This window comes from Pseudomonas viridiflava (assembly GCF_900184295.1).
In the GTDB taxonomy this organism is placed as follows: Bacteria; Pseudomonadota; Gammaproteobacteria; order Pseudomonadales; family Pseudomonadaceae; genus Aquipseudomonas; species Aquipseudomonas viridiflava.
Window position 1 is genome coordinate 704539 of sequence record NZ_LT855380.1, and the last position, 24391, is coordinate 728929.

The 24391-nt window shown below is 59.3% G+C and carries 20 protein-coding genes and 1 pseudogene; 11 read left to right on the forward strand and 10 right to left on the reverse strand.

The genetic code is table 11. The annotated features are described in order from the left end of the window. The first annotated feature begins 22 nt into the window (after positions 1 to 22). The 4 genes from CFBP1590_RS03490 to bfr all read left to right on the forward strand — a co-directional run bounded on the left by CFBP1590_RS03490 (position 23) and on the right by bfr (position 3687). On the forward strand, positions 23 to 1024 hold the full coding sequence (locus CFBP1590_RS03490) for a DNA-directed RNA polymerase subunit alpha (RefSeq protein ID WP_003176403.1): 1002 nt from the start codon (positions 23 to 25) through the stop codon (positions 1022 to 1024). 41 nt (positions 1025 to 1065) lie between these two features. After that, complete coding sequence (gene rplQ / locus CFBP1590_RS03495) at positions 1066 to 1452, forward strand: 50S ribosomal protein L17 (protein ID WP_003317096.1); 387 nt, start codon at positions 1066 to 1068, stop codon at positions 1450 to 1452. 169 nt (positions 1453 to 1621) lie between these two features. Beyond that, the gene (locus CFBP1590_RS03500) at positions 1622 to 3067 is read left to right on the forward strand and encodes a catalase (protein ID WP_088234477.1); all 1446 of its coding nucleotides are present in this window, start codon (positions 1622 to 1624) and stop codon (positions 3065 to 3067) included. A gap of 155 nt (positions 3068 to 3222) precedes the next feature. Next, the gene (gene bfr, locus CFBP1590_RS03505) at positions 3223 to 3687 is read left to right on the forward strand and encodes a bacterioferritin (RefSeq protein ID WP_004883697.1); all 465 of its coding nucleotides are present in this window, start codon (positions 3223 to 3225) and stop codon (positions 3685 to 3687) included. 131 nt (positions 3688 to 3818) lie between these two features. On the opposite strand, the gene uvrA is transcribed toward bfr, so the two are convergent. Then, positions 3819 to 6653, reverse strand: a complete 2835-nt coding sequence (uvrA, locus tag CFBP1590_RS03510; RefSeq protein WP_029241913.1) for an excinuclease ABC subunit UvrA — start codon at positions 6651 to 6653, stop codon at positions 3819 to 3821. 188 nt (positions 6654 to 6841) lie between these two features. Between uvrA and CFBP1590_RS03515 the strand changes: the two genes are divergently transcribed. The 3 genes and pseudogenes from CFBP1590_RS03515 (at position 6842) to CFBP1590_RS03525 (ending at position 10146) form a co-directional block, all read left to right on the forward strand. Next, complete coding sequence (locus tag CFBP1590_RS03515; protein WP_004883702.1) at positions 6842 to 8236, forward strand: MFS transporter; 1395 nt, start codon at positions 6842 to 6844, stop codon at positions 8234 to 8236. 9 nt (positions 8237 to 8245) lie between these two features. Beyond that, positions 8246 to 8815, forward strand: a complete 570-nt coding sequence (locus CFBP1590_RS03520; protein WP_058431724.1) for a single-stranded DNA-binding protein — start codon at positions 8246 to 8248, stop codon at positions 8813 to 8815. A 240-nt stretch (positions 8816 to 9055) separates the two neighbouring features. Next, positions 9056 to 10146 (forward strand): annotated as a pseudogene (locus CFBP1590_RS03525) (alkene reductase). A 48-nt stretch (positions 10147 to 10194) separates the two neighbouring features. Here CFBP1590_RS03525 and CFBP1590_RS03530 read toward each other — a convergent pair. From CFBP1590_RS03530 to CFBP1590_RS03555, 6 genes are read right to left on the reverse strand one after another with little or no spacing between them, the layout of a single operon-like run. Then, positions 10195 to 10950, reverse strand: coding sequence for an inositol monophosphatase family protein (locus CFBP1590_RS03530; protein ID WP_088234478.1), 756 nt, complete (start codon positions 10948 to 10950; stop codon positions 10195 to 10197). Continuing rightward, on the reverse strand, positions 10947 to 11708 hold the full coding sequence (locus tag CFBP1590_RS03535) for a glycerophosphodiester phosphodiesterase family protein (RefSeq protein WP_029241911.1): 762 nt from the start codon (positions 11706 to 11708) through the stop codon (positions 10947 to 10949). The genes CFBP1590_RS03530 and CFBP1590_RS03535 overlap by 4 nt, the downstream gene beginning before the upstream one ends. A gap of 12 nt (positions 11709 to 11720) precedes the next feature. After that, positions 11721 to 12839, reverse strand: a complete 1119-nt coding sequence (locus CFBP1590_RS03540; RefSeq protein ID WP_088234479.1) for an ABC transporter ATP-binding protein — start codon at positions 12837 to 12839, stop codon at positions 11721 to 11723. After that, positions 12836 to 13729 carry an ABC transporter permease subunit gene (locus tag CFBP1590_RS03545; protein WP_004883716.1) on the reverse strand — a complete coding sequence of 298 codons (894 nt, stop codon included), beginning with the start codon at positions 13727 to 13729 and terminating at the stop codon, positions 12836 to 12838. Before CFBP1590_RS03545 ends, CFBP1590_RS03540 begins: the two co-directional genes overlap by 4 nt. Continuing rightward, entirely contained in the window at positions 13726 to 14619 is an 894-nt protein-coding gene (locus tag CFBP1590_RS03550; RefSeq protein WP_004883717.1) for a carbohydrate ABC transporter permease, read from the reverse strand. Before CFBP1590_RS03550 ends, CFBP1590_RS03545 begins: the two co-directional genes overlap by 4 nt. Continuing rightward, the gene (locus tag CFBP1590_RS03555) at positions 14616 to 15926 is read right to left on the reverse strand and encodes an extracellular solute-binding protein (protein WP_058431720.1); all 1311 of its coding nucleotides are present in this window, start codon (positions 15924 to 15926) and stop codon (positions 14616 to 14618) included. Before CFBP1590_RS03555 ends, CFBP1590_RS03550 begins: the two co-directional genes overlap by 4 nt. Before the next feature lie 167 nt (positions 15927 to 16093). Here CFBP1590_RS03555 and CFBP1590_RS03560 point away from each other — a divergent pair, with 167 nt between their 5' ends. Then, a complete protein-coding gene (locus tag CFBP1590_RS03560; RefSeq protein WP_088234480.1) occupies positions 16094 to 17224 on the forward strand; it encodes an ROK family transcriptional regulator in 1131 nt (376 codons plus the stop codon). 12 nt (positions 17225 to 17236) lie between these two features. Here the strand turns inward: CFBP1590_RS03560 and CFBP1590_RS03565 are convergent, their stop codons facing one another. Beyond that, positions 17237 to 19525: a TonB-dependent receptor gene (locus CFBP1590_RS03565; protein ID WP_088234481.1), complete on the reverse strand. Its 2289-nt coding sequence runs from the start codon at positions 19523 to 19525 to the stop codon at positions 17237 to 17239. 207 nt (positions 19526 to 19732) lie between these two features. Then, complete coding sequence (locus CFBP1590_RS03570; protein ID WP_088234482.1) at positions 19733 to 20545, reverse strand: class I SAM-dependent methyltransferase; 813 nt, start codon at positions 20543 to 20545, stop codon at positions 19733 to 19735. A 337-nt stretch (positions 20546 to 20882) separates the two neighbouring features. Here CFBP1590_RS03570 and CFBP1590_RS03575 point away from each other — a divergent pair, with 337 nt between their 5' ends. Then, the gene (locus tag CFBP1590_RS03575; RefSeq protein WP_088234483.1) at positions 20883 to 21617 is read left to right on the forward strand and encodes an SDR family oxidoreductase; all 735 of its coding nucleotides are present in this window, start codon (positions 20883 to 20885) and stop codon (positions 21615 to 21617) included. 38 nt (positions 21618 to 21655) lie between these two features. Beyond that, on the forward strand, positions 21656 to 22504 hold the full coding sequence (locus tag CFBP1590_RS03580) for an ureidoglycolate lyase (RefSeq protein ID WP_043305261.1): 849 nt from the start codon (positions 21656 to 21658) through the stop codon (positions 22502 to 22504). Positions 22505 to 22865: 361 nt separating this feature from the next. Here the strand turns inward: CFBP1590_RS03580 and CFBP1590_RS03585 are convergent, their stop codons facing one another. Next, the gene (locus CFBP1590_RS03585; protein ID WP_088234484.1) at positions 22866 to 23684 is read right to left on the reverse strand and encodes an alpha/beta fold hydrolase; all 819 of its coding nucleotides are present in this window, start codon (positions 23682 to 23684) and stop codon (positions 22866 to 22868) included. 284 nt (positions 23685 to 23968) lie between these two features. Between CFBP1590_RS03585 and CFBP1590_RS03590 the strand changes: the two genes are divergently transcribed. Next, the gene (locus tag CFBP1590_RS03590; RefSeq protein WP_370454400.1) at positions 23969 to 24322 is read left to right on the forward strand and encodes a DoxX family protein; all 354 of its coding nucleotides are present in this window, start codon (positions 23969 to 23971) and stop codon (positions 24320 to 24322) included. Positions 24323 to 24391 lie beyond the last annotated feature (69 nt).

The window sequence follows — 24391 nt, forward strand, 5'->3', positions numbered from 1 at the left end:
GGGCTAGAAAATAGGTGCATCCATGCAGATTTCGGTAAATGAGTTCCTGACACCCCGCCATATTGATGTGCAGGTTGTCAGTCCAACCCGCGCCAAGATCACTCTCGAGCCTCTCGAGCGTGGTTTCGGCCATACCCTGGGCAACGCGCTTCGCCGCATTTTGTTGTCCTCCATGCCCGGCTGTGCAGTAGTCGAGGCCGAGATTGACGGTGTACTCCATGAGTACAGCGCCATCGAAGGTGTACAGGAAGACGTCATTGAAATCCTGTTGAACCTTAAAGGTCTGGCTATCAAGCTGCACGGTCGAGACGAAGTTACGCTGACCTTGTCGAAGAAGGGTTCGGGGGTGGTTACCGCTGCCGATATTCAGCTGGATCATGATGTCGAGATCGTTAACCCCGATCACGTAATCGCTAACCTGGCGTCTAACGGCGCCTTGAACATGAAGCTCACCGTAGCTCGTGGTCGTGGTTATGAGCCGGCAGACTCGCGTCAAAGCGATGAAGACGAAAGCCGCAGCATTGGTCGCTTGCAGCTTGACTCTTCGTTCAGCCCGGTTCGCCGTATCGCATACGTGGTGGAAAACGCCCGTGTCGAACAGCGTACCAACCTGGACAAGCTGGTTATTGATCTGGAAACCAACGGTACGCTGGATCCTGAAGAGGCCATTCGCCGCGCTGCAACCATTCTGCAACAGCAGTTGGCTGCGTTCGTCGACCTCAAAGGCGACAGCGAACCAGTGGTAATCGAACAGGAAGACGAGATCGATCCGATCCTGCTCCGTCCGGTTGACGATTTGGAACTGACTGTACGTTCGGCTAACTGCCTTAAGGCGGAGAACATTTACTACATTGGTGACCTGATTCAGCGCACCGAAGTAGAACTGTTGAAAACTCCGAACCTTGGGAAGAAGTCTTTGACTGAGATCAAAGACGTTCTGGCCTCCCGTGGTCTGTCCCTCGGCATGCGCCTCGACAACTGGCCGCCGGCAAGTCTTAAGAAGGACGACAAGGCTACGGCCTGATCGTCGTAATCACCGAACGTGAGTTTGGTAAGGAATGAACCATGCGTCATCGTAAAAGTGGACGTCACCTGAGCCGTACCAGCTCTCACCGCAAAGCCATGTTTCAAAACATGGCGGTGTCGCTGTTCGAGCACGAGCTGATCAAGACTACCCTGCCGAAAGCCAAGGAACTGCGCCGCGTTGCCGAGCCGCTGATCACCCTGGCCAAGGAAGACAGCGTTGCTAACCGTCGTCTGGCTTTCGACCGTACTCGTTCGAAAGAAATCGTCGGCAAGCTGTTCAACGATCTGGGCAAGCGCTATGCAACCCGTCAGGGCGGCTACCTGCGCATCCTCAAGTGCGGTTTCCGCGCTGGCGACAACGCGCCTATGGCGTACGTCGAGTTGGTTGATCGTCCTATCGGTGGCTCTGTAGAAGCTGCTGAATAAGACATCAGTTTGAACAAGAAACCGGGCCCTGCGCCCGGTTTTTTGTTGCCTTAAATTAAGTAATCCTATCAACATTTAACAATTAATAAATTTCCTCATGTGATGCTTTCGAATAATAATCTCGCTCAAGCTGATTAGCCGGCTATATAGAGCCTGAGGAAGACATTGCATGACCCAGAAGACGCTTACGACCGCCAGTGGTGCGCCAGTCGCCGACAACCAGAACTCCCGCTCGGCAGGCCCACGGGGTCCTTTGCTGCTGGACGATTTCCATCTGATCGAGAAGCTCGCACACTTCAATCGCGAGAACATTCCAGAACGTCGCGTACACGCCAAGGGCTCGGGTGCTCACGGAACCTTCACCGTGACCAAAGACATCACTCAGTACACCAGCGCCGATCTGTTCAACACCGTAGGCAAGCAGACCCCCATCTTCATTCGCTTCTCCACGGTCGGTGGCGAGCGCGGCTCGGCTGACACTGAACGCGATCCTCGTGGCTTCGCTGTGAAGTTTTATACCCAGGAAGGTAACTGGGACATCGTGGGCAATAACACGCCGGTGTTCTTCATCCGTGATCCGCTGAAATTCCCTGACTTCATCCACACGCAGAAGCGTCTGCCGCAGACCAACCTGAAAAGTCCGCAGATGATGTGGGACTTCTGGTCGCACTCTCCAGAAGCCTTGCACCAGGTCACTATCCTGTTTTCGGATCGCGGTATTCCTGATGGCTACCGCCACATGCACGGCTTTGGCAGCCACACCTACAGCCTGATCAGCGCCAATGGCGAGCGTCACTGGGTGAAGTGGCACTACAAAAGCAGGCAAGGCATCAAGAACCTCACGCCCGAGGATGCTGCACGCATTGCCGGTACCGATCCTGATTATGCTCAGCGCGATCTCTTCACTGCTATCGAAAAAGGCGACTTCCCGAAGTGGCAGGTGTGCATTCAGTTGATGACTGAAGCTCAGGCCAACAACCATCACGAGAACCCGTTCGACGTGACCAAAACCTGGTCGCAGAAAGAGTACCCGTTGATTGAAGTCGGTGAGATGGAGTTGAACCGCAATCCGCTTAACTACTTTGCTGAAGTCGAGCAGGCAGCGTTTGGTCCGAGCAACATGGTGCCTGGTGTAGGGCTTTCGCCAGACCGTATGCTGCAAGGTCGTGTGTTCGCCTACGCAGATGCCCACCGCTATCGCGTAGGCACCAACCACCAGCAACTGCCGATCAACGCGCCGAAGAACCCGGTTTACAGCTACCAGCGTGACGGTTCGATGGCATTTGGCACCAACGGTGGCGCTGCACCGAACTACGAGCCAAACAGCTACTCGGACGCGCCCAAGCAGGATCCGCGCTATGCCGAGCCAGCACTGGCATTGAGCGGTACCGCTGATCGTCACGACCACCGCGTGGACGGTGATTACTACAGTCAGGCGGGCAAGTTGTTCAATCTGATGAGCGCCGATCAGAAGGCGCTGTTGATCAATAATATTGCCGGTGCAATGGGTGGCGTATCCAGCGACGTCGTGCAGCGTCAGTTGCAGCACTTCTACAAAGCTGACGCCGCTTATGGTCAAGGCATCGCCGACGCTCTGGGTATGAAACTGGGCTGAGTCGAAGTGAGAAACAGAACCGCCCTCATTTGGGCGGTTTTTCGCTTCTGGATGGCGTAAATTCGACGCTTTTTATCGGATTATTGCGTTTTTCCGAGTGACCTGCGGCGACGCTTGGTTCAAACTATCGCCTTTGAAGCAGGAGATCTGGTGCGATGCAAGGCCATCCAGAAGTAATCGATTATCTGAACACATTGCTCACTGGCGAACTGGCGGCTCGTGACCAATATTTCATCCATTCGCGTATGTACGAAGACTGGGGTTTCGCCAAGCTCTACGAGCGCATCAATCATGAGATGGAAGAAGAAGCGCAACACGCCGATGCGTTGATGCGTCGTATCCTGATGCTTGAAGGCACGCCGCGCATGCGTCCGGACGATCTGGATATCGGCACCACAGTGCCTGAGATGCTCGCCAGCGATCTTCGTCTCGAGTACAAGGTCCGTGCTGCGCTGTGCAAGGGCATCGCCCTCTGCGAGCTGCACAAGGACTACATCAGCCGTGACATCCTTCGTGTGCAATTGGCGGATACCGAGGAAGACCACACCTATTGGCTGGAACAGCAAATGGGTCTGATCAAGTCCATCGGCTTGCAGAACTACCTGCAATCTCAGTTCTGATCCGACATCGGCTGTAACGAAAAAAGCTTCTGCACTTGCGTGACAGGAGCTTTTTTTCGTCTTCGATTCGAGCTTTCAGGCAGGGACCTGACCGGATCCGGCCGAAGCCAGACCCGGCAGGTCGGAAACCATCAAGCCTTGTCGCGTATCAGCAACGGCTTGAGGTAATGCCCGGTATAGGACTGCTTCATCTCTGCGACCTGTTCCGGCGTGCCGGTGGCGATGATCTGTCCGCCGCGCGAACCGCCCTCCGGACCCAGATCGACCAGCCAGTCCGCCGTCTTGATGACGTCCAGGTTGTGCTCGATCACGACCACGGTGTTGCCGTGATCGCGCAGGCGGTGCAGGACGTCGAGCAGTTGCTGGATATCCGCGAAGTGCAGGCCTGTGGTCGGCTCGTCGAGGATGTACAGCGTCTTGCCGGTATCACGCTTGGACAGCTCGCGCGACAGCTTGACGCGCTGAGCCTCGCCCCCCGACAACGTCGTCGCCGACTGACCCAGCTTGATGTAGGAAAGCCCCACATCCATCAAGGTCTGCAGCTTGCGCGCCAGGGCGGGAACGGCATCGAAGAATTCACGCGCCTCTTCGATGGTCATTTCCAGCACCTCATGGATGCTCTTGCCCTTGTACTTGATCTCCAGCGTTTCGCGGTTGTAGCGCTTGCTCTTGCACACATCGCACGGCACGTAGATGTCCGGCAGGAAGTGCATCTCCACCTTGATCAAGCCATCGCCCTGACAGGCTTCGCAGCGCCCGCCCTTGACGTTGAACGAGAACCGGCCCGGACCGTAACCACGTGAACGCGACTCCGGCACACCGGCAAACAGTTCACGGATGGGGGTGAACAGTCCGGTGTAGGTCGCCGGGTTGGAGCGAGGCGTGCGACCGATCGGGCTCTGGTCGATGTCCACGACCTTGTCCAGATGCTGCAGGCCGTTGATGCTGTCATGTGTGGCGGCTTCAAGCGTGGTCGCGCCATTCAGTGCAGTTGCGCTGAGCGGGAACAGCGTGTTGTTGATCAGCGTCGATTTGCCCGATCCCGAGACGCCCGTGACGCAGGTCAGCAGACCAATCGGGATCTCGAGGTTCACGTTCTGCAGGTTGTTGCCGCGAGCGCCTTTCAGCGTCAGCGAAAGCTTCTTGTTGCGAGGCGTGCGCTTGGCTGGGACTTCGATCTTGACGCGGCCCGACAGGTACTTGCCGGTCAGCGAGTCGGGATGTGACATGACCTGATCAGGCGTGCCTTCGGCGACAATATGTCCGCCATGCACACCAGCCCCAGGGCCAATGTCCACCACGTAGTCGGCCAGACGAATCGCATCCTCGTCATGCTCGACCACGATCACCGTGTTGCCAATGTCCCGCAGGTGCTTGAGCGTGCCGAGCAGGCGGTCGTTGTCACGCTGGTGCAGGCCGATGGACGGCTCGTCGAGGATGTACATCACCCCGACCAGACCCGCACCGATCTGGCTGGCCAGACGAATACGCTGCGCCTCGCCACCTGACAGGGTGTCCGCGCTGCGATCCAGGGTTAGGTAATCAAGGCCCACGTTCACCAGAAACTGCAGGCGCTCGCGGATTTCCTTGAGAATCTTGTCGGCAATTTCGCCACGGCGACCGGTCAGCTTCAGGGTGTCGAAGTAGTGAGTGGCATCGCCAATCGGCAGATTGGTGACGGCTGGCAGTGTTTTCTCGCCCACCCACACATGACGCGCTTCACGGCGCAGACGCGTGCCGCGGCAGTCAGGGCAGGGCTGGGTGCCGAGGAACTTGGCCAGCTCTTCGCGTACAGTTGCCGATTCGGTTTCCCGGTAGCGACGCTCCAGGTTCGGCACGATGCCCTCGAAAGGGTGTGCGCGTTTGACGATGTCGCCACGGTCGTTCAGGTAGCGGAAGTCGACGTTCTGCGAGCCGCTGCCGTTGAGCAGGATCTTCTGCTGATCGGCAGGCAATTCCTTGAACGGTACTTCCAGGCTGAAGCCGTAGTGCTTGGAGAGCGAGCCGAGCATCTGGAAGTAGTAGACGTTTCGCCTGTCCCAGCCGCGTATCGCGCCTTCGGCCAACGTCAGTTCGGCATTGACCAGTCGCTTGATGTCGAAGAACTGCTTCACGCCCAGACCGTCGCAGGTCGGGCACGCGCCAGCCGGGTTGTTGAACGAGAACAGCTTGGGTTCCAGCTCGCTGATCGCGTGGCCACAGATAGGGCAGGCAAAGCGTGCGGAGAAGATCGTCTCTTCACCCGGTTCATCGTCCATCGGCGCAACCAGCGCAATGCCGTCGGCCAGCTTCAATGCCGTTTCGAAGGATTCGGCCAAACGCTGCTGCAGGTCCGCACGCACCTTGAAGCGGTCCACGACCACATCGATGGAGTGCTTCTTCTGCTTATCGAGCTTCGGCAGTTCATCCAGCTCGCACAACTTGCCGTTGACCCGAGCCCGCACGAAGCCCTGGGCACGCAGCTCTTCGAAGACTGACAGGTGTTCGCCCTTGCGCTCGCGAATGACCGGCGCCAGCAACATCAGCTTGCTGCCTTCTGGCTGGGCCAGCACCAGGTCGACCATCTGGCTGACGGTCTGGGCTTCCAGCGGAATGTCATGGTCCGGGCAGCGAGGCTGGCCGACTCGCGCATACAGCAGACGCAGGTAGTCGTAGATCTCGGTGATGGTGCCCACGGTCGAGCGCGGGTTGTGGGACGTCGACTTCTGTTCGATGGAAATCGCAGGCGACAGGCCTTCGATGGTATCGACGTCCGGCTTTTCCATCATCGACAGGAACTGCCGGGCATAGGCTGACAGCGACTCGACATAACGCCGCTGCCCTTCGGCGTAGAGCGTGTCGAAAGCCAATGATGATTTGCCAGAGCCGGACAATCCGGTGATAACGATCAGCTTGTCGCGTGGAAGGGTCAGGTCAATATTTTTCAGGTTGTGGGTTCGAGCCCCACGAATCAGGATCTTGTCCAAAATGGCCTCGCACGGCGGGCGTCGAAAACATGGGAGTATACGGATAAATACTGGATGGATACACACTATCCGCCGGCTTTACAGGCAGAGATGAATACTCTGTCATGTAAACGCGGCAAAGCGTCGCGATATACCCCGTCAATCGATGGGACTGGTAGAATCGCCGCCGGTTCACACGAGGTTTCTCCATGCACGATCTCCACAGCGAACGAATGAGCAGCGGCGAGACACGTGCCGCAGGCGGTCTTGCGCTGGTCTTTGCGTTCCGCATGCTCGGTATGTTCATGGTGCTTCCGGTCCTGGCCACTTACGGCATGGACCTGGCGGGCGCCAGCCCCGCGCTGATCGGTCTGGCCATCGGCGCATACGGCCTGACCCAGGCTGTGCTGCAGATCCCGTTCGGGATCATTTCCGACCGCATCGGTCGGCGTCCGGTCATCTACCTGGGTCTGATCATCTTCGCCATCGGCAGCGTTGTCGCGGCGAATGCGGATTCAATCTGGGGCATCATCGCCGGCCGTATCCTGCAGGGTGCCGGTGCGATTTCCGCTGCGGTCATGGCGCTGCTTTCCGACCTGACCCGCGAGCAGCACCGCACCAAGGCCATGGCCATGATCGGCATGACCATCGGTCTGTCGTTCGCCGTCGCAATGGTCGTCGGTCCGGTCATCACCGGCGTGTTCGGGTTGTCGGGGCTGTTTCTGGCCACCGGCGGCATGGCTCTGCTGGGAATCCTGATCATCGCGTTCATCGTGCCCAAGGCAAACGGCCCGCTGCTGCATCGTGAGTCCGGCGTCGCCAAACAGGCGCTCGGGCAGACGTTACGTCACCCGGACCTGCTACGTCTGGATTTGGGCATCTTCGTATTGCACGCCATGCTCATGTCCAGCTTCGTCGCACTGCCGCTGGCGCTGGTCGAAAAAGCCGGTCTGCCCAAGGAACAGCACTGGTGGGTCTACCTGACCGCACTGCTGATTTCGTTCTTTGCGATGATCCCGTTCATCATATACGGTGAGAAGAAGCGCCAGATGAAGCGCGTTCTGCTCGGTGCCGTGACGGTGCTGATGGTATCCGAGCTCTACTTCTGGGCATTTGGTAACACGTTGCGGACACTGGTCATAGGGACAGTGGTATTCTTCACCGCGTTCAACCTGCTGGAGGCGTCTTTGCCGTCGCTGATCAGCAAAGTGTCACCGGCTGGCGGAAAAGGGACGGCAATGGGGGTTTATTCCACCAGCCAGTTTCTTGGATCGGCTGCAGGTGGGATACTGGGCGGCTGGTTGTTCCAGCACGGTGGGCTCGATGTGGTGTTCCTTGGTGGTGCAGCCATGGCCGCCGTCTGGCTTGCGTTTGCAATGACCATGCGTGAACCGCCTTACGTGACCAGCCTACGTCTGCCGTTGTCGCCAGAGGCGCAGCGTGATGCAGGCCTGGCAGAGCGTTTAAAGTCCGTAACCGGCGTAACGGATGCAGTGGTGGTTGCCGAGGAGGCAGCCATCTATATCAAACTGGATACAAAATTATTGGATCGTGCCTCTCTCGAAAAGCTGATCAACCCAGCATCAGAAGCGTGCGAAGCCTAGGAGAACGTTATGGCCCGTGGGGTTAACAAAGTCATATTGGTCGGTACATGCGGCCAGGATCCCGAAGTTCGCTACTTGCCTAACGGTAACGCCGTGACCAACCTGAGTCTGGCAACCAGCGAACAGTGGACTGACAAGCAGACCGGTCAGAAGGTCGAGAAGACCGAGTGGCACCGTGTTTCGATGTTTGGCAAGGTTGCCGAAATCGCTGGCGAATACCTGCGCAAGGGTTCGCAGGTCTACATCGAGGGCAAGCTGCAGACCCGCGAGTGGGAAAAAGACGGTATCAAGCGTTACACCACCGAAATCGTCGTTGACATGCAAGGCACCATGCAGTTGCTGGGCGGCCGTCCACAGGGCGACGCACAACAGGGCCAGGGTGGCGGCAACTACAACCAGTCCGCCCCTAACCAGTCCGCCCCTCGTCCACAGCAGTCGCGCCCGCAGCAGTCGGCTCCGCCACAGCAGAACTACAACCAGCAGCCTCCACAGCAACGCGAATCCCGCCCTGCGCCACAGCAGCAAGCACCGCAGCCGGCTGCTGATTTCGATAGTTTTGATGATGATATTCCGTTCTGATCGCAACGCCTTCAGAACCGCAACACCCAAAGCGAAGCCACTCACCTGGCTTCGCTTTTTTTATGCCTGCGTATCTCCATCCCTATATAGATGTTGCTTAACATCAAAAGGCTTGACGGTTTAGATTTTGGTTATCATCATAATCCTGTTTTCTATCCAAAGATGTCCTCAAGCGCTTCCTCCTATACGCGCCCAAAGCTCATCCTACTGACCAAAACTCTCCAGATCACAGGCCCTGAAATGACCGAAAAAACCCTCTTCGACACGTACCGCCTAGGCAATCTAATCCTTGCCAACCGTATCGTCATGGCCCCTCTGACCCGCACCGTGCGGGCGCAGGACTGGTGCCGAGTGAGCTGGCTGCAACCTATTACGGTCAGCGCGCTTCTGCCGGTTTGCTGATCACCGAGGCCACTCAGGTTTCGCCGCAGGCGCAGGGTTATCAGGACACGCCGGGTATCTATACCCAGGCGCAGATCGATGGCTGGCGCAAGGTGACGGACGAGGTGCATGCCAGGGGTGGGCGTATTTTTGTGCAGTTATGGCACGTAGGGCGTATTTCCCATGTGGATTTGCAGCCGGATGGCGCTGCGCCGGTTGCGCCTTCGGCGATTCGGGCGGAGACCAAGACGTTCGTGAACAACGGTTTCCATGATGTTTCCGAGCCGCGTGCGCTGGAGTTGAGTGAATTGCCGGGCATCGTGGATGATTTCCGTCAAGCGGCGGCGAATGCCATTGCGGCTGGCTTTGATGGTGTGGAAGTGCATGGCGCGAACGGTTATCTGCTGGAGCAGTTCATCAAGGATGGCGCGAATACGCGGACTGACGCTTACGGCGGCTCTGTCGAGAATCGTGCGCGTCTGTTGCTGGAAGTCACCGCTGCGGTGGTTGCCGAGATCGGTGCCGAGCGCACCGGTGTGCGTATTTCGCCTGCATCTCCGGCTGGCGCGATCAGCAGCAGCGATCCTCAGCCGCAGTACAACTACATCGTTGAAGAACTCGATGTGTTGGGCGTTGTTTACCTGCATGTTGTCGAGGGCGCGACCGGTGGGCCGCGCGATGCGGCGCCGTTCGATTACGGACAATTGCGCAAACGCTTCCATCAGACCTATCTGGCCAACAACGGCTATGACCTTGATCTGGCTACTTCGCAGTTGGTGGATGGTCATGTTGATCTGGTGGCGTTCGGTCGTCCCTTCATCAGCAATCCGGATCTGACCGAACGTCTGAAGACGGGCGCGCCGCTGACGCCGATGAATCCGGCCACGATCTACGGCGGTGGTGCAGAGGGTTATACCGATTATCCGACGCTGGCCCAGGCCACCGCCTGACGCCTGTCACGCATCCGTCGCCATGACGGATGCGTTTTTCCTGCGGGTTCAGTCGCTGCGAGATCCTGCAAAGATTGCCATCAATTCCTCGCTTCCCACGGCAACGCTCATGGCGGCCGGTATCTGCTTGCCCTCGATCCTGCATAGCAAACCCGCTTCCCGGCAGATAACGGCGCCTGCGGCGATGTCCCACAAATTGGTAAACCGTTCGAGGTAACCATCGATCTGACCGAGCGCCGCGAAGCCCAGGCCAATGGTGGCGCAACGGTAAGCGGCCAGCCCCCAGCCGTTGTGGCGCAGGCTCAGTTCCAGTTGTGCCAGCGACTCGGCAGGCCAGTTGTTGCTCGAACCAATGCCGACGATGCGCAGATTCTGTGGCGGTTCCGGGCGGGCGAAGGGGTCGCCGTTCAGCCAGACACCTTTGCCGGACTGGGCTGACAAGGTGTACTCCAGTGCCGGGTAGGCGATGACGCCGATCACGGGCTGTCCCGCTGAAAGATAGGCGAGCGAAATGCCCCACAACGGCGAGCCGCGCAGAAAGTTGCCGGTGCCGTCGATGGGGTCCAGCGCCCAGCCGTCGATAATGACTTCGCCGCCCAGTTCCTCGCCCAGTACAGGCTCATCCGGAAAATACTCATTGAGCCGGGCCCGTATCAGATGCTCGACCTCGAGGTCTGCCTCGGACACCAGGTCCTGCGGGCTTTTGGTGGCGATGTCCAGGGTGTGGCGATTGTTGAAGTGCTCAAGAGCCAGCGCGCTCGCCTGTTCGACGCAGCGCAGGGCAATGCTCAATCGATCATTCATTGCAGATCCTCTTCGTCGGGCTTGTCGAGCAAGTCAGGGTAGTCACTGAGAATCGATTGTGCGCCCCGGGCCAGCAGGTAGCGCGCTCGATAGGGGTTGTTGATGGTTGCCACGGCGAACTCGACGCCACTATGACGAAGGCGTGCGAGGTGGTGGTCGTCGAGCATGTCGTCCAGCACATGCAGAATCCGGCAGCCGTACTCGGCCAGCAACGCAGCCGGATCAGCGGGAGCGACCAGAGAGGCCATTGCCAGCGGCACTTGCGGCCACAACTGGCGGGCGCGGACGAGCGAGCGCACTGAGAAGCTCGAGACAAACAGGCCCTCCAGCGTTACCGGCCACATTCGCCTGAGTATCGGGATGACGACCTCGGCGGTTTCCACGTCGTCGCCAATGGTGGGCTTGAGCTCGACCTGCAAGCCGAGGTTCAGGCGTAACGCACAGGCCACCACTTCCTCGAAGGTCGGCACCTGCAGGCCAGCGAAGGTGGGTGAGAACCAGCTTCCCGCGTCCAGTTTGCGGATGTCTTCGAAGGTGTGCAGCACGACCGCGCCTTTTCCATTGGTGGTGCGGTCCAGCAGGTCGTCGTGGATGACGATGGGCCGACCGTCGCGGGTCAGCTTTACGTCGATTTCAACCCATTTGGCGCCATGCTGCGCGGCGGTTTCCAGAGCGAGCAGGGTATTTTCCGGTACATAGGCTTTAGCGCCGCGATGGGCAATCAGCGATGAGCGAACGAGCGGAGCACGGTTGGACATGTCAGGGATCACTTACACAGGGTTGGAGAAAGAAGCGGGCTGGTGGCGACCGCTTTCAGGGTCGAACAACAGTGCCGTTGGGCCGAAAGCCAGACGGACCTGGGTGCCGGGGGCGAGCAGATGGCGGCCAGCAAGGTTGACGACGCAACGAATGCCGGCCAGTTGGCAGTAGAGCAGGCTGTGGCTGCCGAGATTTTCCGACGACTCCACGACAGCGCGAACACCGTCCTGGCTGAGACTGAATGCCTCGGGTCTCAGCCCCATGAGCCACTTGCCCGGGCTGTTGCCAGACAGGTGCAGTTTGAGCGGGAGCCGTTGTCCGTCGGCCAGCGTCAGGACCTTGTCTTCAAGGCAATACACCGGCAGCAGGTTCATGGACGGTGTGCCGATAAACCCGGCAACGAACGTGCTGGCGGGCCGGTCATAAATGTCGCTTGGCGTGCCGATCTGTTCGACACGGCCCTGGTTGAGAATCACCACATGCTCGGCAAGCGTCATCGCTTCGGTTTGATCGTGGGTGACGTACAAAATCGTTGCGCCGGTCTGTTGATGCAGGCGACGAATCAACAGGCGCATTTCATGGCGCAGCGCGCTGTCCAGATTGCACAGCGGTTCGTCGAAAAGCAGCACGGGCGGTTTGCGGATCAAGGCACGGCCAATGGCTACACGCTGGCGCTGACCACCGGACAGCTCGCCCGGCTTGCGCTCCAACAGGGTTTCCAGCCCCAGCGAGGTGGCGCACTCCTTGATTTGCAGCACGCGTTGTTTGTAGGCGATGCCCGCCATTTTGAGCGGGTAGCCGATGTTGTCGGCAACGCTCATGTGCGGGTAGAGCGCATAGTTCTGGAACACCATGGCGCAGCCGCGCTCCTTGGGCGGCAGCTTTGTGACGTCGCGCTCCCCCATCAGAATCTGGCCCTGAGTGACGTCCTCCAGCCCGGCGATCATGCGCAACAGGGTGGACTTTCCGCAGCCGGACGGACCCAGAATCACGTTCAGTTCACCGGCTTTGAACACCAGATCCAGCCCTTGAAAGAGCGGTCCCGAACTCTGTGATTTGTGCAGATTCCTGAGGGTTATCTGGGGTGAACGCGCAGTCGGGAAATCGGTAACAGGAAGAAGCGCGGTCATTTGCCGACTCCGATCAGGCCTTTGACGAACCATCGCTGCATGAGCGCAATGACGAGGATAGGGGGCAGCATGCTGACAACGGCGGCGGCCATCAGCAGGTTCCATTCGGGAAGCTGGCTGGCATCGGTGGGCAGAAAGCTGGCCACGCCCAGCACCAGCGTGCGCATGTCTTCGCGATTGGTCGCAACCAGCGGCCACAGGTAGTCTTTCCAGGCGCCGATGAACACCAGCGTGCCCAGCGCCGCGAAATTGGTTTTTGACAGCGGCACCAGAATGTCGATGAAAAAGCGCCACGGCCCGGCACCGTCCATGCGCGCTGCTTCAACCAGCTCGGCGGGCAGCGTCTGGTAAAACTGCCGGAACAGGAACGTGCCGGTGGCCGAGGCGATCAGTGGCAGCGCCAAACCGGTGTAACTGTCGAGAAGGTTGAGAGTCGGCACCGGCAGGCTTTCGATGCCCAGCCAGCGCAGCACGGTACGCAGCGGGCCGAGCAGATCACTCGCCACGGCGTAGGTCGGGATGATGCGTACTTCGAGCGGCAGCAACAACGCGCCCAGCACAGCGAAGAAAATCCAGGTGGTGTAGCGACTGCGAAAGTACACCACGGCAAACGCGGTCAGCGCCGAGAGCGCGAGCTTGCCGATGACCACCATGATCGCGACGATCAGGCTGTTGCCCAGCAGGCGCAACAGGTCCAGACGCTGAGTGACTTTCTGCAGGTTTACCAGTAACTGATCGCCCGGAACAACCGCCAGGCCATGTTCGAGCAACTGCGGGTTGTCCACGGTGGCCGAGCAGACTGCGATATAGAGCGGGCCCAGCGCGAAAATCAGCCCCAGGGTCAGCAGCAGGTAAGCGCCGAGGTTGAGCAGTCGGTTGTGCTGGATCATGCCTTCACCCCGCGTCGTTTGAGCCGCGACATGAGCTTGAACTGCGCGACGCTCAGCAGCACGACCGCCGACAGCATGAGCACTGACAGCGTTGAAGAACCTGCCAGGTCCAGTCCGCGGAAGCCGTCGGTGTAGATCTTGTAGGCCAGTACCTGCGTGGTGTCGCCGGGGCCGCCCTGGGTGAGGGTGTCGATCAGCCCGAAACTGTTGGAGAGGCTTTCCAGCAGGTCGATGATGAAGACGAACAACAGATAGGGCGCAATCAGCGGCAGTTGCATGTCGATCATGCGCCGCCACGGACCTGCACCGTCCAGCGCTGCTGCTGCGAGGTAATCGTCTGGAACGGATTTCAGGCTCGCCACCAGCATGACGAAATTGAACGGCACCAGACACCAGGCGTAGGCGACGATCAACAGCAGCATGCCTTGCAGCGGGTTGGCGTAAGGCGCCCATGTGCCGGGCACCACTGCATTGAGCCAGGCCAGAATGCCCATGACCGGGTTGGCCAGCACGTGAAAGACGATGCCGATGGTGGCGCCGGAGACTGCGTAGGGCCAGATCAGCAGGTTGCGAAATATGGCGTTGCCGCGCAGTTTCAGCTCCAGGCACAGCGCCAGTGTCAGGGCGATGAGCATTGACAGCGCGACGCTCGACAGGCTGAAGATCAGGGTCGAGCCGAGGGAGGCGAGCACGCCCGGATCCCTCAGCACGCGCCAATAATTGCTCAGGCCCACGAACACTTCATGCCCGCCGAACGGCAGAACCAGATGGAACGACCACCAGATGGCCTGAAGCGCCGGCCAGTAGAAAAACAGGGCGAGCGCCAGTAATTGCGGCAATGCGAACAACAACGCCACGCGTGGCTGCGGGAAGTATCCACTGGCCTTCATGGCAGCCGTTCGCTCTGTTGATTCTGAGCCAGCGGCTGATGCATCTGTTGAAACAGGCCGAGCAATTCGTTGCCGCGCAGAGCGGTCTGGCTCAGGGCACGCCCCATGTTCTGCCGACCTGCCAGTGCGTTCCCGGTCTCCTGCGACCAGATCACCCGCATCAGGGTGATGAAGCCGCAGCGCAGTGGATTGTCCGGCGCGCTGTCGATGTCATCGAGAGACGACAGACCCACCTTGATCGCCAGCGCGGCACGCTCGTCGTTTCGAACCGCTTTGGCCGTCGCCTGGGTCACAGGCAGATAGCCGGTGCGGGAGCTGAACACACGCTGATTATCGGGACGCAGCACGAACGCGAGAAACTCCGACACGACGTCGTACTCGTGTGTGGAATGCCCTTGCATGACCCACAGCGAAGAGCCGCCCGGCAGGTTGGACTGCCTTCGGGTGTCGGCGTAGATCGGCAGCAGAGTGACGTCGACATCGGGCTTGAGTGTGCTGCGTACGGTGTTCCACGAACCTGTGGAGTCCAGCAGCATCGCGCACTCGTCGCTGGCAAAGGCCAGTGCCTGCTGACCACTGCGGGTCGACTCCTGATGGCGGACCAGGCCTTCACGGGTCCATTGCGCCAGATCGTTCATCAACTGCAAATGCGTGCCCTGATCGAATCGATATCGGTCTACACCACCGGATCTGACTGCGATGGCGGAACCCTGGGCCGCGCTGGTCTGTTCCAGCCAGATCCACGGCGAAAAGTCAGTGGCCATGGGGCAGTCATGGTGGTTGTTCTTGAGAGAGCGCAGTGCCGTGGAAAAGGCTGCCCAGGTGGTCGGTGTTTCGGTGATTCCCGCAGCAGCCAGTGCGTCGCGGTGGACGTAGAGCACGGCAGTCGAGACGGCGAACGGTTGGGCGGCCAGCACGCCATGTTCGTCGGAGTAATAGCGTTTGAGCGCAGGCAGGAAGGTGTCTGCCGAATAGGCTCTCTGCTGTCGGGACATCAAGGCTTCGACAGGAACAGTGGCGGCCCCCAGCAACATGTCAGGCGTGGCGACGTCGTAGATTTCGACCAGCGCCGGGCTGATACCGGCCCTGTATGCGGCAACGGTCTTCTGCAGGGTCTGTTCATAAGTGCCCTGGCGGATGCAGTGCAGGCGGTCCTGTTCGTCACGTTCGGCATTGAAATGCCTGCACAGATCGGCAATGGCCGAGGCTGTCGGACCGCTATGGCTGTACCAGAACTCGGTGGCGCTGGCCTGGCCGGTGATGGCCAGCAAGGTCAACGCCCAGAGCGTATGACTGATTGAAAGCATGAAAGCACCCCGTGTGAACTGGAAGCTATCTAATACAGGTAATGTGTAGTATTTGTTACCTGCAGCTCCATTATTAAATTTTCATGATTGAAGTATTTGGTTTGTGGCGGGGCGATACACTGCTCTACACACGGACTGTTTTAATCCTCTTTCTGACTGTCGAACCCATGCCCCTTGATCGCGATACTCCACCTGATACGCACGCTTCGCTGAGCCTCAATGAACGCAAACTGCTGGATATCCTCCGTCGTCGAGGCTCGATCACTCGCGCCACTGTTTCGGCGGAGATGGATCTGGCGCAGCAATCCGTACACCGACTGATCGAGGAACTGATCGGTCGGGGACTCCTGCGCAGTGGTGAGCGGGTCAGGAACGGTCGGGGTCAGCCCAGCCCGCGCATCGAGCTGGTCAACGAGGCGGTCTATTCCATTGGCGTTTCGATCAACACCGGATCGGCGGTGGTCTGTGTGTCCGATCTGAGCTGCAACCTGCTGGAGCAGGTCGTCCTGCGTACGCCGCCATTGAGCCGCAACAGCACGCTGGACGCGCTGCAGAAGACCATCGAGCGAGTCCTGCAGCGCAACGGCATCAAACCCGAGCGTGTGGTGGGCATGGGCTTCGCCATCGCCGGTTTCTTTCTCAAGAACCGTCAGGTCAATGCGCCAGAGCCCTTGCGTGACTGGTCGTTGATGGATCTGCAGCCCGTGCTGGAAGAGCGATTCAACATGCCGGTGTGGCTCGAAAACAACGCGACCACGGCCGCCATCGGCGAGAGCCTGGTGGGCGCGGGCGCCTGGGCCAGCAACTTCATTTACCTGTCGTTCAACTATGGTTTCGGCGCTGGCGTGGTCATCAACGGCAAGCCGTACTTCGGCAGTCACGGCAATGCAGGCGAGATCACGCTCTATACCGACGAAGAAGCGGTCAATCGACCGGCGTTGCGTTATCTGGTCGAGGAACTGCACAAAAATGGCATCGAGGTGGATTCTGTCGAGGACCTGCGCGCGCGCTTCGATCCTGACTGGCCGGGTGTCGACACCTGGATCGAGCGCACCCAACCGACGCTGGACCGGCTGGTCAACGCCCTGGCGGGTATGTTCGATCCTCAGGCCGTGGTGTTCGGCGGGCAGTTGCCGCCTGCGCTGGGACGGCGTCTGATCGCGTCCACCACCTTCTGGGGGACGCATCGTTATCAGGCGCCGCCACCGCGTCCCAAATTATTGCTCAGCGAAACCAATGGCGATGCCGCCGCCATTGGTGCGGCGCTGGTACCGCTCAAGGACCGCTTTTTCGTCTGAGTGCAGGTTGCCTCAGAGCTTGACGCCTAACGTCACGAACGCACTGCGCGGCGTGCCGACCTGCAGAATCTGCAGGTTGCCCAGTGGGTCGGTGGCCGCGCTGGCGTCGGTGTTGAGCGTGGAGATATAGCGTTTGTCGAACAGGTTGACCACGTTCAGCGACAGACTCGTGTCCTTCACCGCGCCCAGTTTGCCGAAGTCATACCCCAGGTTGGCGTTCGCCACCCAGTAGCCGCTGACACTCGAATCATTGGTGTAGGTGTAATAACGCTTGCTGAGGTAATTGCCTTGCAGCCCCGCGTTCCAGTGCTCCCAGTTCCAGTCCAGGTTGCTGGCGTACATCAGTTTCGGCGTATCGACGACCGTCTTGCCTTTCACCGGTACGGTGTTGCCGCCGCTGACGTAGTCGTCATCGTAGGTGCTGTGGTTGTAGGACAGGGAGTTGGACCAGCGCCAGTGCTCATCGGGCGTCAGGCCGAATGACAACTCCATGCCCCGGCTGGTCACGGAACCGACGTTGGCCACGCCGTTCTGGCAGATCACGATACCGGTGCAATTGGTGATGGCCACCAGACGGTTATCGAACTTCGTGCTGTAGATCGCCGCCGAGGCCGAATACAGCGCAGTGCTGCGCCGTACGCCCAGTTCAACGGTCTTCGAGGTTTCCGGTTTGAGGTCCTTGAAGCCGTTCTGCGCATCGACTGCGGTCTGCGTGGTGAAGAACGGGCTGTAGCCGCCGCTGGGGAATGCGGCCATGTTCTCGGAGTACGAGGTGAAGACTTCATCCTCGTCATCGAGCTTGTACGTCGCGCCCACCTGCGGCAGGAATCGATCCCGCGCTTCCAGCGAACCGCTGGCGTAACCACCGCCCTTGCCCCTTGCGGTGGACGTTGTCACGGTGTTCTTGGCGCCGAACTCAAGCTTCAAACGGTCGTCGAGCAGGGTGTAGGTGTCGCGCAGGTAAAACTGTCGGGTCAGGTCGTTGTAGTCCTGGTCCAGCACCGTGGCCGCCAGCGGCAGACCGTTGGTTTTGACGATGTGGTTCTGCGGCGTCGCGTTGGTGGTATCGAACAGGTAACGGGCGATGTCGTTCTTGTTCGATTGAATCCAGAAACCGCCCTGGATTTCATGCTGGCCCAGGTAGTAGGTAAGCGATGTCTGGAAGCCGGTACGGTCGATGCCGTACACCGTGCTGCGGATCGAGTTGCTGGGCACCGTCGTCGAGCCGCTGGTGAAGATGAACGGGTAATACGAGTTGCCCCGGCCGGAGTCGTGGTGGTGGTAGACCGTGGTGTCCAGCACCAGATCGTCGGTCAGGGAGAAGTTGCCGTTGAGAATGTCCAGTTCGTCATCGCGCAGACTGCTGGCGTTGTAAGTTGCATCGGACGCGCTGGTCACGCCGCCTGTGTAGATACCGTTGGCCGCATTGACCGCGCGGGTCCAGTCCGGCGTGTAGTAGCTCCAGTTGTAGCCCAGTCGCTGAATGATGCTCTGCGACAACGAGGGCAGGTTGGCCTCTTCGTGGGATGAGGTGCTGTGAAAGAAACTGATGCGGTTGTCGCCGAAGTTGTAATTGACCTTGGCGTTCACCGCGTCCGACTGCTGTGGATTGTTGTGGCCTTTCCAGGCGTCTGCGTCGTATTTCTCGCCCGACACATAGGCGGACAGGCCGTTGTACTCGCCGGTGTCCACGCGGATAAATTCGCGGCGGGTGTCATAGCTGCCCAGCGTCTGCGACAGGCGCGCGCCGAATTCCTTGTCCGGATCGGACGTGGTGAACTGGATGGTGCCGCCCAGATCACTGTTCGACGCGGTGCCCAGCGAGCCGATCCCCGGCGCCACTTCGCTGGCCTTGATGTTCTCGGCAATGATCGCCCGGGTGATGCTCAGTCCGTTGAAGTTGCCGAAGCTCATGTTGCCCAGCGTGACGCCGTCCAGCGTATAGCCCAGGTGGTGCATGTCGAATCCGCGCAGGCTGATGCGCTGACTGCCTTCTTCACGTCCCAGCGGATCGCCGGACTGGAAATTGACTCCAGGCAGGCGCTGCAGAACTTTCAGCGGGCTGGTGCCGGCTGAGTAGGCCTCGACATCTTTCTGCGTGACTCGCTGCACCTGTCGCGTCTCACCCTGCCCGATGACCGATACCGTGCCCAGCGTCGTGGCCGCTTCGTCGCTGGTCGCCGCAGGTGCTTCATCTGCCTGGCTCAACGGACTGAACAGGCATGCAGAGTTCAGTGAAATCAGCAGCGCCAGACGGGTGACCGGAAATCGACGAGAGCGCGCTATCGAACTGTTGTTCATGACGTTTTTCCTGATGACATCAAGGGTTTCTGCGCTGGATGGGGCAGGTTCAGCCAGGGTCTGGACGCCGCTTGCCAGCTAAAAAAGAACGGCCCCGGCGCACGAAGCGCAGGGGCCGTTCGACTGGCAGTGATATTAGTACTCATGATGTGTATTAATTATGACCGCAGACGTTGCGCCTTGATCTTTCTGCTCAAACGCTGGTTGTCATAGCCTGACCCAAGCGGTGATCTGGTTCGGCCCAATTATCTGGGCGCAGGTGGCCACTGCCTCGGCTTTCAGTCGGTCTTCAAACGTTTCCAGGTATTCCGGGTCGGCAGTGACCCGCCCGATACTGATCAGGTGCGGATACACGGTTTTCAGCGTTTCTGCGGCCCAGCGGTACATGAATGAGTGCTCGCCCCCGCCAACGTGCCGCTGGCAGAAGAGCTCAGGTTGGGGCAGCCCTGCGTCTGAAAAATGTTTGATCAGGTGTGCCGCAGTGCCGTGCGTTACGCCACCGGTGTCGAAGGCTGCGCAGATAAGTTGGCCCGCAGTGGTCAGCATAGGGATATTTGGGTACGACTCCATCGGCAAGTTCGCCATGAACACCTCATGCAGCGCCAGTGTTCCTCCTTGCTTGACCAGGCTTGCCGCCTGACGCAGAAAAGCGACCGGATCGCGCTGATGGATCGTCACACAGCGCCCCACGACGCAGTCGAAAGGTGACGGGCTCTGAAAGTCCTGAATATCAAAGACCTCAAACCTGACGTTTCTCAACCCTGCTTCCGCGGCTCTGAAGTTTGCAAGTTCGACGGCTTCGGGGCTGCGATCGATTCCTGTGACACTGCCCGTCGGTCCGACAAGCCTGCCCGCCAGCATGGCGACGTCGCCCGGCCCACTGCCGAGGTCCAGCACATGCATGCCTTCCTCCAGGCCACTTTCTATCAGCAGGCGTGTGGTGATGGGCGACAGAATGTTCGCCTGGAATTTAAGGCGCTCCAGTTCTGCTGAAGAATGACCTAACAGATAGTCGTTCATGAGAGGAACCTCCGGCGGGTAGAAAACGTTGATCTGATTCAACACTGCCTGCGCTGTTGCAGATCGATCGTTTTTATCACCAACCAGAGCGTCGATTTATTAAGAAAACGCCATGTGGCAGCCCTCTAATTGGCTGTCGTGTTCAGGCATCTGAAAGGTTTATCGGGTTAGCTTCGACCAGATCTGCACAGCAAGCCCGATCGACGTCATCGAAATGAAGGCGTCTACGTGCAGACTTTCAGTTCAGCGTGAATCAGTGGCATCGGTCCGATTCTCGGCGTGCAGAGTGTTGGCAAACTAGGGTTGTCGGTGCTGTTCTTTCGCAAGGAGAAGCATCATGAACGACAAGCGAGTCCTTATAACGGCGGCGGGGCAGGGTATTGGTCTGGCCAGTGCCAAGGCGTTCGCGAACGCTGGTGCCGAGGTCATTGCGACCGACATCAATCTGCACAATCTGCGGGGCATTGAAGGCGTTGAAGCCATCCGGCTGGACGTGACCTCTGCGCAGGATATCCAGCGGGCCTGCGAGCGGATCGGCCCGGTAGACGTGCTGTTCAACTGCGCAGGGTACGTGCACGCAGGAACGATTCTGGATTGCGACGAGGCCGCGTGGCAGCGCTCCATGGACCTCAATGTCACGGCCATGTACCGCATGATTCAGGCGTTTCTGCCCGGCATGCTTGCCCGCGGCGGCGGTTCGATCATCAACATGTCATCCGTGGCTTCAAGCGTGAAGGGCGTGCCCAATCGCTTTGCCTACAGTGCCAGCAAGGCGGCGGTAATCGGGCTGACCAAGTCGGTGGCCACAGATTTCATTGGGCAGGGCATTCGTTGCAATGCTATTTGTCCGGGTACGGTGGATTCGCCGTCGCTGCGCACGCGCATCGCTGCCCAGGCCGAGCAACAAGGTGTTTCCGAGGCTCAGGTCTATCAACAGTTCGTCGACCGCCAGCCCATGGGGCGCATCGGCAGCGTCGAGGAAATCGCGCAACTGGTCCTTTACCTGGGCTCTGATGCGTCTTCATACACCTCAGGTGCGGTGCACGTCATTGATGGCGGCATGAGCGTCTGACCCCGGTTTGCATGTTCGACAGACAACAGGAGAACCCGATGAAACTGCTACGTTACGGAGAAAAAGGCGCGGAAAAACCCGGCCTGCTGGACGCTGACAATCAGATTCGTGACCTGTCCGGCCATGTCAAAGACATTGCGGGCGATGTACTGACCCCGGCCGGCCTTGCCGCCTTGGCAACCATCAATCCCGTCAGTCTGCCACTGGTCACAGGCCAGCCCCGCATCGGCGCTTGCGTCGGGCAGGTGGGCAAGTTCGTGTGCATCGGCCTCAACTACGCCGACCATGCCGCTGAATCCAACATGGAAGTGCCCAAGGAGCCGGTCATTTTCAACAAATGGACCAGCGCCATTTGCGGCCCGAACGACAACATCGAGATTCCCCGAGGCTCGGTCAAGACCGACTGGGAAGTGGAGCTGGGTGTGGTGATCGGCAAGGGCGGGCGCAATATCGACGAAGCCCATGCCATGGAGCATGTGGCCGGTTATTGCGTCATCAACGACGTGTCCGAACGCGAATGGCAACTGGAGCGCGGCGGCACCTGGGACAAGGGCAAGGGGTTCGACACGTTCGGTCCGCTCGGTCCCTGGCTGGTGACTCGCGACGAGATCGCCGATCCGCATTCGCTGGACCTGTGGCTGGAAGTCGATGGCCATCGCTATCAGAACGGCAACACCCGCACGCTGGTCTTCACCATCCCGCAATTGATCGCCTACCTGAGCCGCTGCATGAGCCTGCAGCCGGGCGACGTGATTTCAACCGGCACACCGCCTGGTGTGGGCCTTGGCGTGAAGCCCGAACCGGTCTTTCTCAAGGCAGGCCAGCGCATCCGCCTCGGGATCGCCGGACTGGGTGAGCAGAATCAGTTGACCGTGCAGGCTGACTGATCGCATGTCTTCAGCCAGTGCGTAACTGACTGAAGACACTCTGCTTGTCGTGGGAGGCGCCACCACGTCTTCGACGTAGCGCTGTCGCGCAGCAAACTCAGTGGGAGCGGACTTGTCCGCGAAAAGGCCAGTACATCCGACGAATATTCATCGTCTGAAATACAGTATTCGCGGACAAACGGAACGCCGCCCGGTCCGCTCCCACAAAATCCAGTTTCTTCAGTGGGTTACAGGTTGTTTGATAAGAGCCGGCTTGCCGGCGATGCGTTTTTTCAGGCGCTGCATCACAGACTGAACTGACGCGATCGCCGACAAGCCGCCTTCCACAGTCCGGTGAACTGTCAGGCGGCTTGCGTGGGCATCAATCAGCCAGAAACGCCAACAGGTCTTCGTTGAGTTGCTGCCCATGGGTGACCGCAAAGCCATGTGGCGCGCCGGAATAGACCTTCAATTCAGCGCCCTTGATCATCTCGGCAGCCAGCTTGCCGGTCGCCTCGAACGGCACGATCTGGTCGCCGTCGCCATGAATGACCAGCGTCGGTACGTCGATCTTTGCCATGTCGGGACGGAAGTCGGTTTCCGAGAACGCGGTCACACAGTCCACGGTGCCCTTGAGCGAAGCCAACAGCGCGATGTTCAGTGTCTGGGTCATCACGCCATCAGAGACGGTCTGGCCTTTATCGATGCCATAGAACGGGGTGGCGAAGTCGGCGATGAATTGTGCGCGGTCTTTGAGCAGGCCCGCCTTGATGCCATCAAAAACCGACTTGTCCACGCCTTGCGGATGGTCATCGGTTTTCATGAAAAAGGGTGTCACCGCACCCAGCAGTGCCAGTTTGGCGACACGTTCGGTGCCGTGGCGGCCAATGTAGCGGGTCACGTCACCGCCACCCATGGAAAAGCCCACCAGCGTCACGTCGCGCAGGTCCAGGTGTTCGATCAGTGCAGCGATGTCATCGGCGAAGGTGTCATAGTCGTAGCCGGTCCACGGCTGGTCTGAGCGGCCGAACCCGCGACGGTCGAACGCGATGGTGCGATAGCCACGGCTGCTCAGGTACTCCATCTGGTATTCCCACATGTCCGCGTCCAGCGGCCAGCCATGACTGAAGAGCACTGGCTTGCCCGTTCCCCAGTCCTTGAAATAGATCTCGGTGCCGTCTTTTGTCTTGAAAGTGCTCATGCAGTTCTCTCTCTCGTGTCGGGTTGATCGGGCTGGCGCAGTTGTCCGGGCGCACTGCTGCAGTATCGATCCAGTCCGCTCGCAGAAATTGCGTGTATGTGCCCATCTGCCTGTCCGTGAACTCGGCACATCGAAACAATTTCCTGCAACCGGCTCGCCGCATAATCCTGCCAAAGCCCAGCCTGCCCGAGAGATCCTAGACCATGCTGTCCAACGCATCGCACCTTCAGTCCGGCGTGTCGCCGAAACGCGCTCAAACCCTTATTGGCTGGGGGCTGTTGTTCATGCGCGTCAGCGTCTCGCTGCTGTTACTGCACGTGCACGGCCTGCCAAAGCTGATGCACTGGAGCGTGGAAGTGCAGCGCATAGAGGACCCGTTCGGCCTCGGCGGTACCCTGACGCTGGGGCTGGCAGTGTTTGCCGAAGTGATCTGCCCGGTGCTTCTGATACTGGGTGTGTGGGCGCGGCTGGCGTGTCTGCCGATTCTGGCCGTATTGGCTGTGGCGGTCCTCTTCGTTCACCCCGAATGGTCACTCGAGCAGGGCCAGTTCGCCTGGCTGCTGATGATCCTGTTCGCCGGGCTGGCAATCACCGGTCCCGGCCCGCTGGTGATTGGCAAGGCACTGCATAAGCGTTAACCGGCAAAAGGCCATCTGAAACATCGGCTCATCTATTTCCCGGGTCGAAACCGAACTTGCCACGCAAAC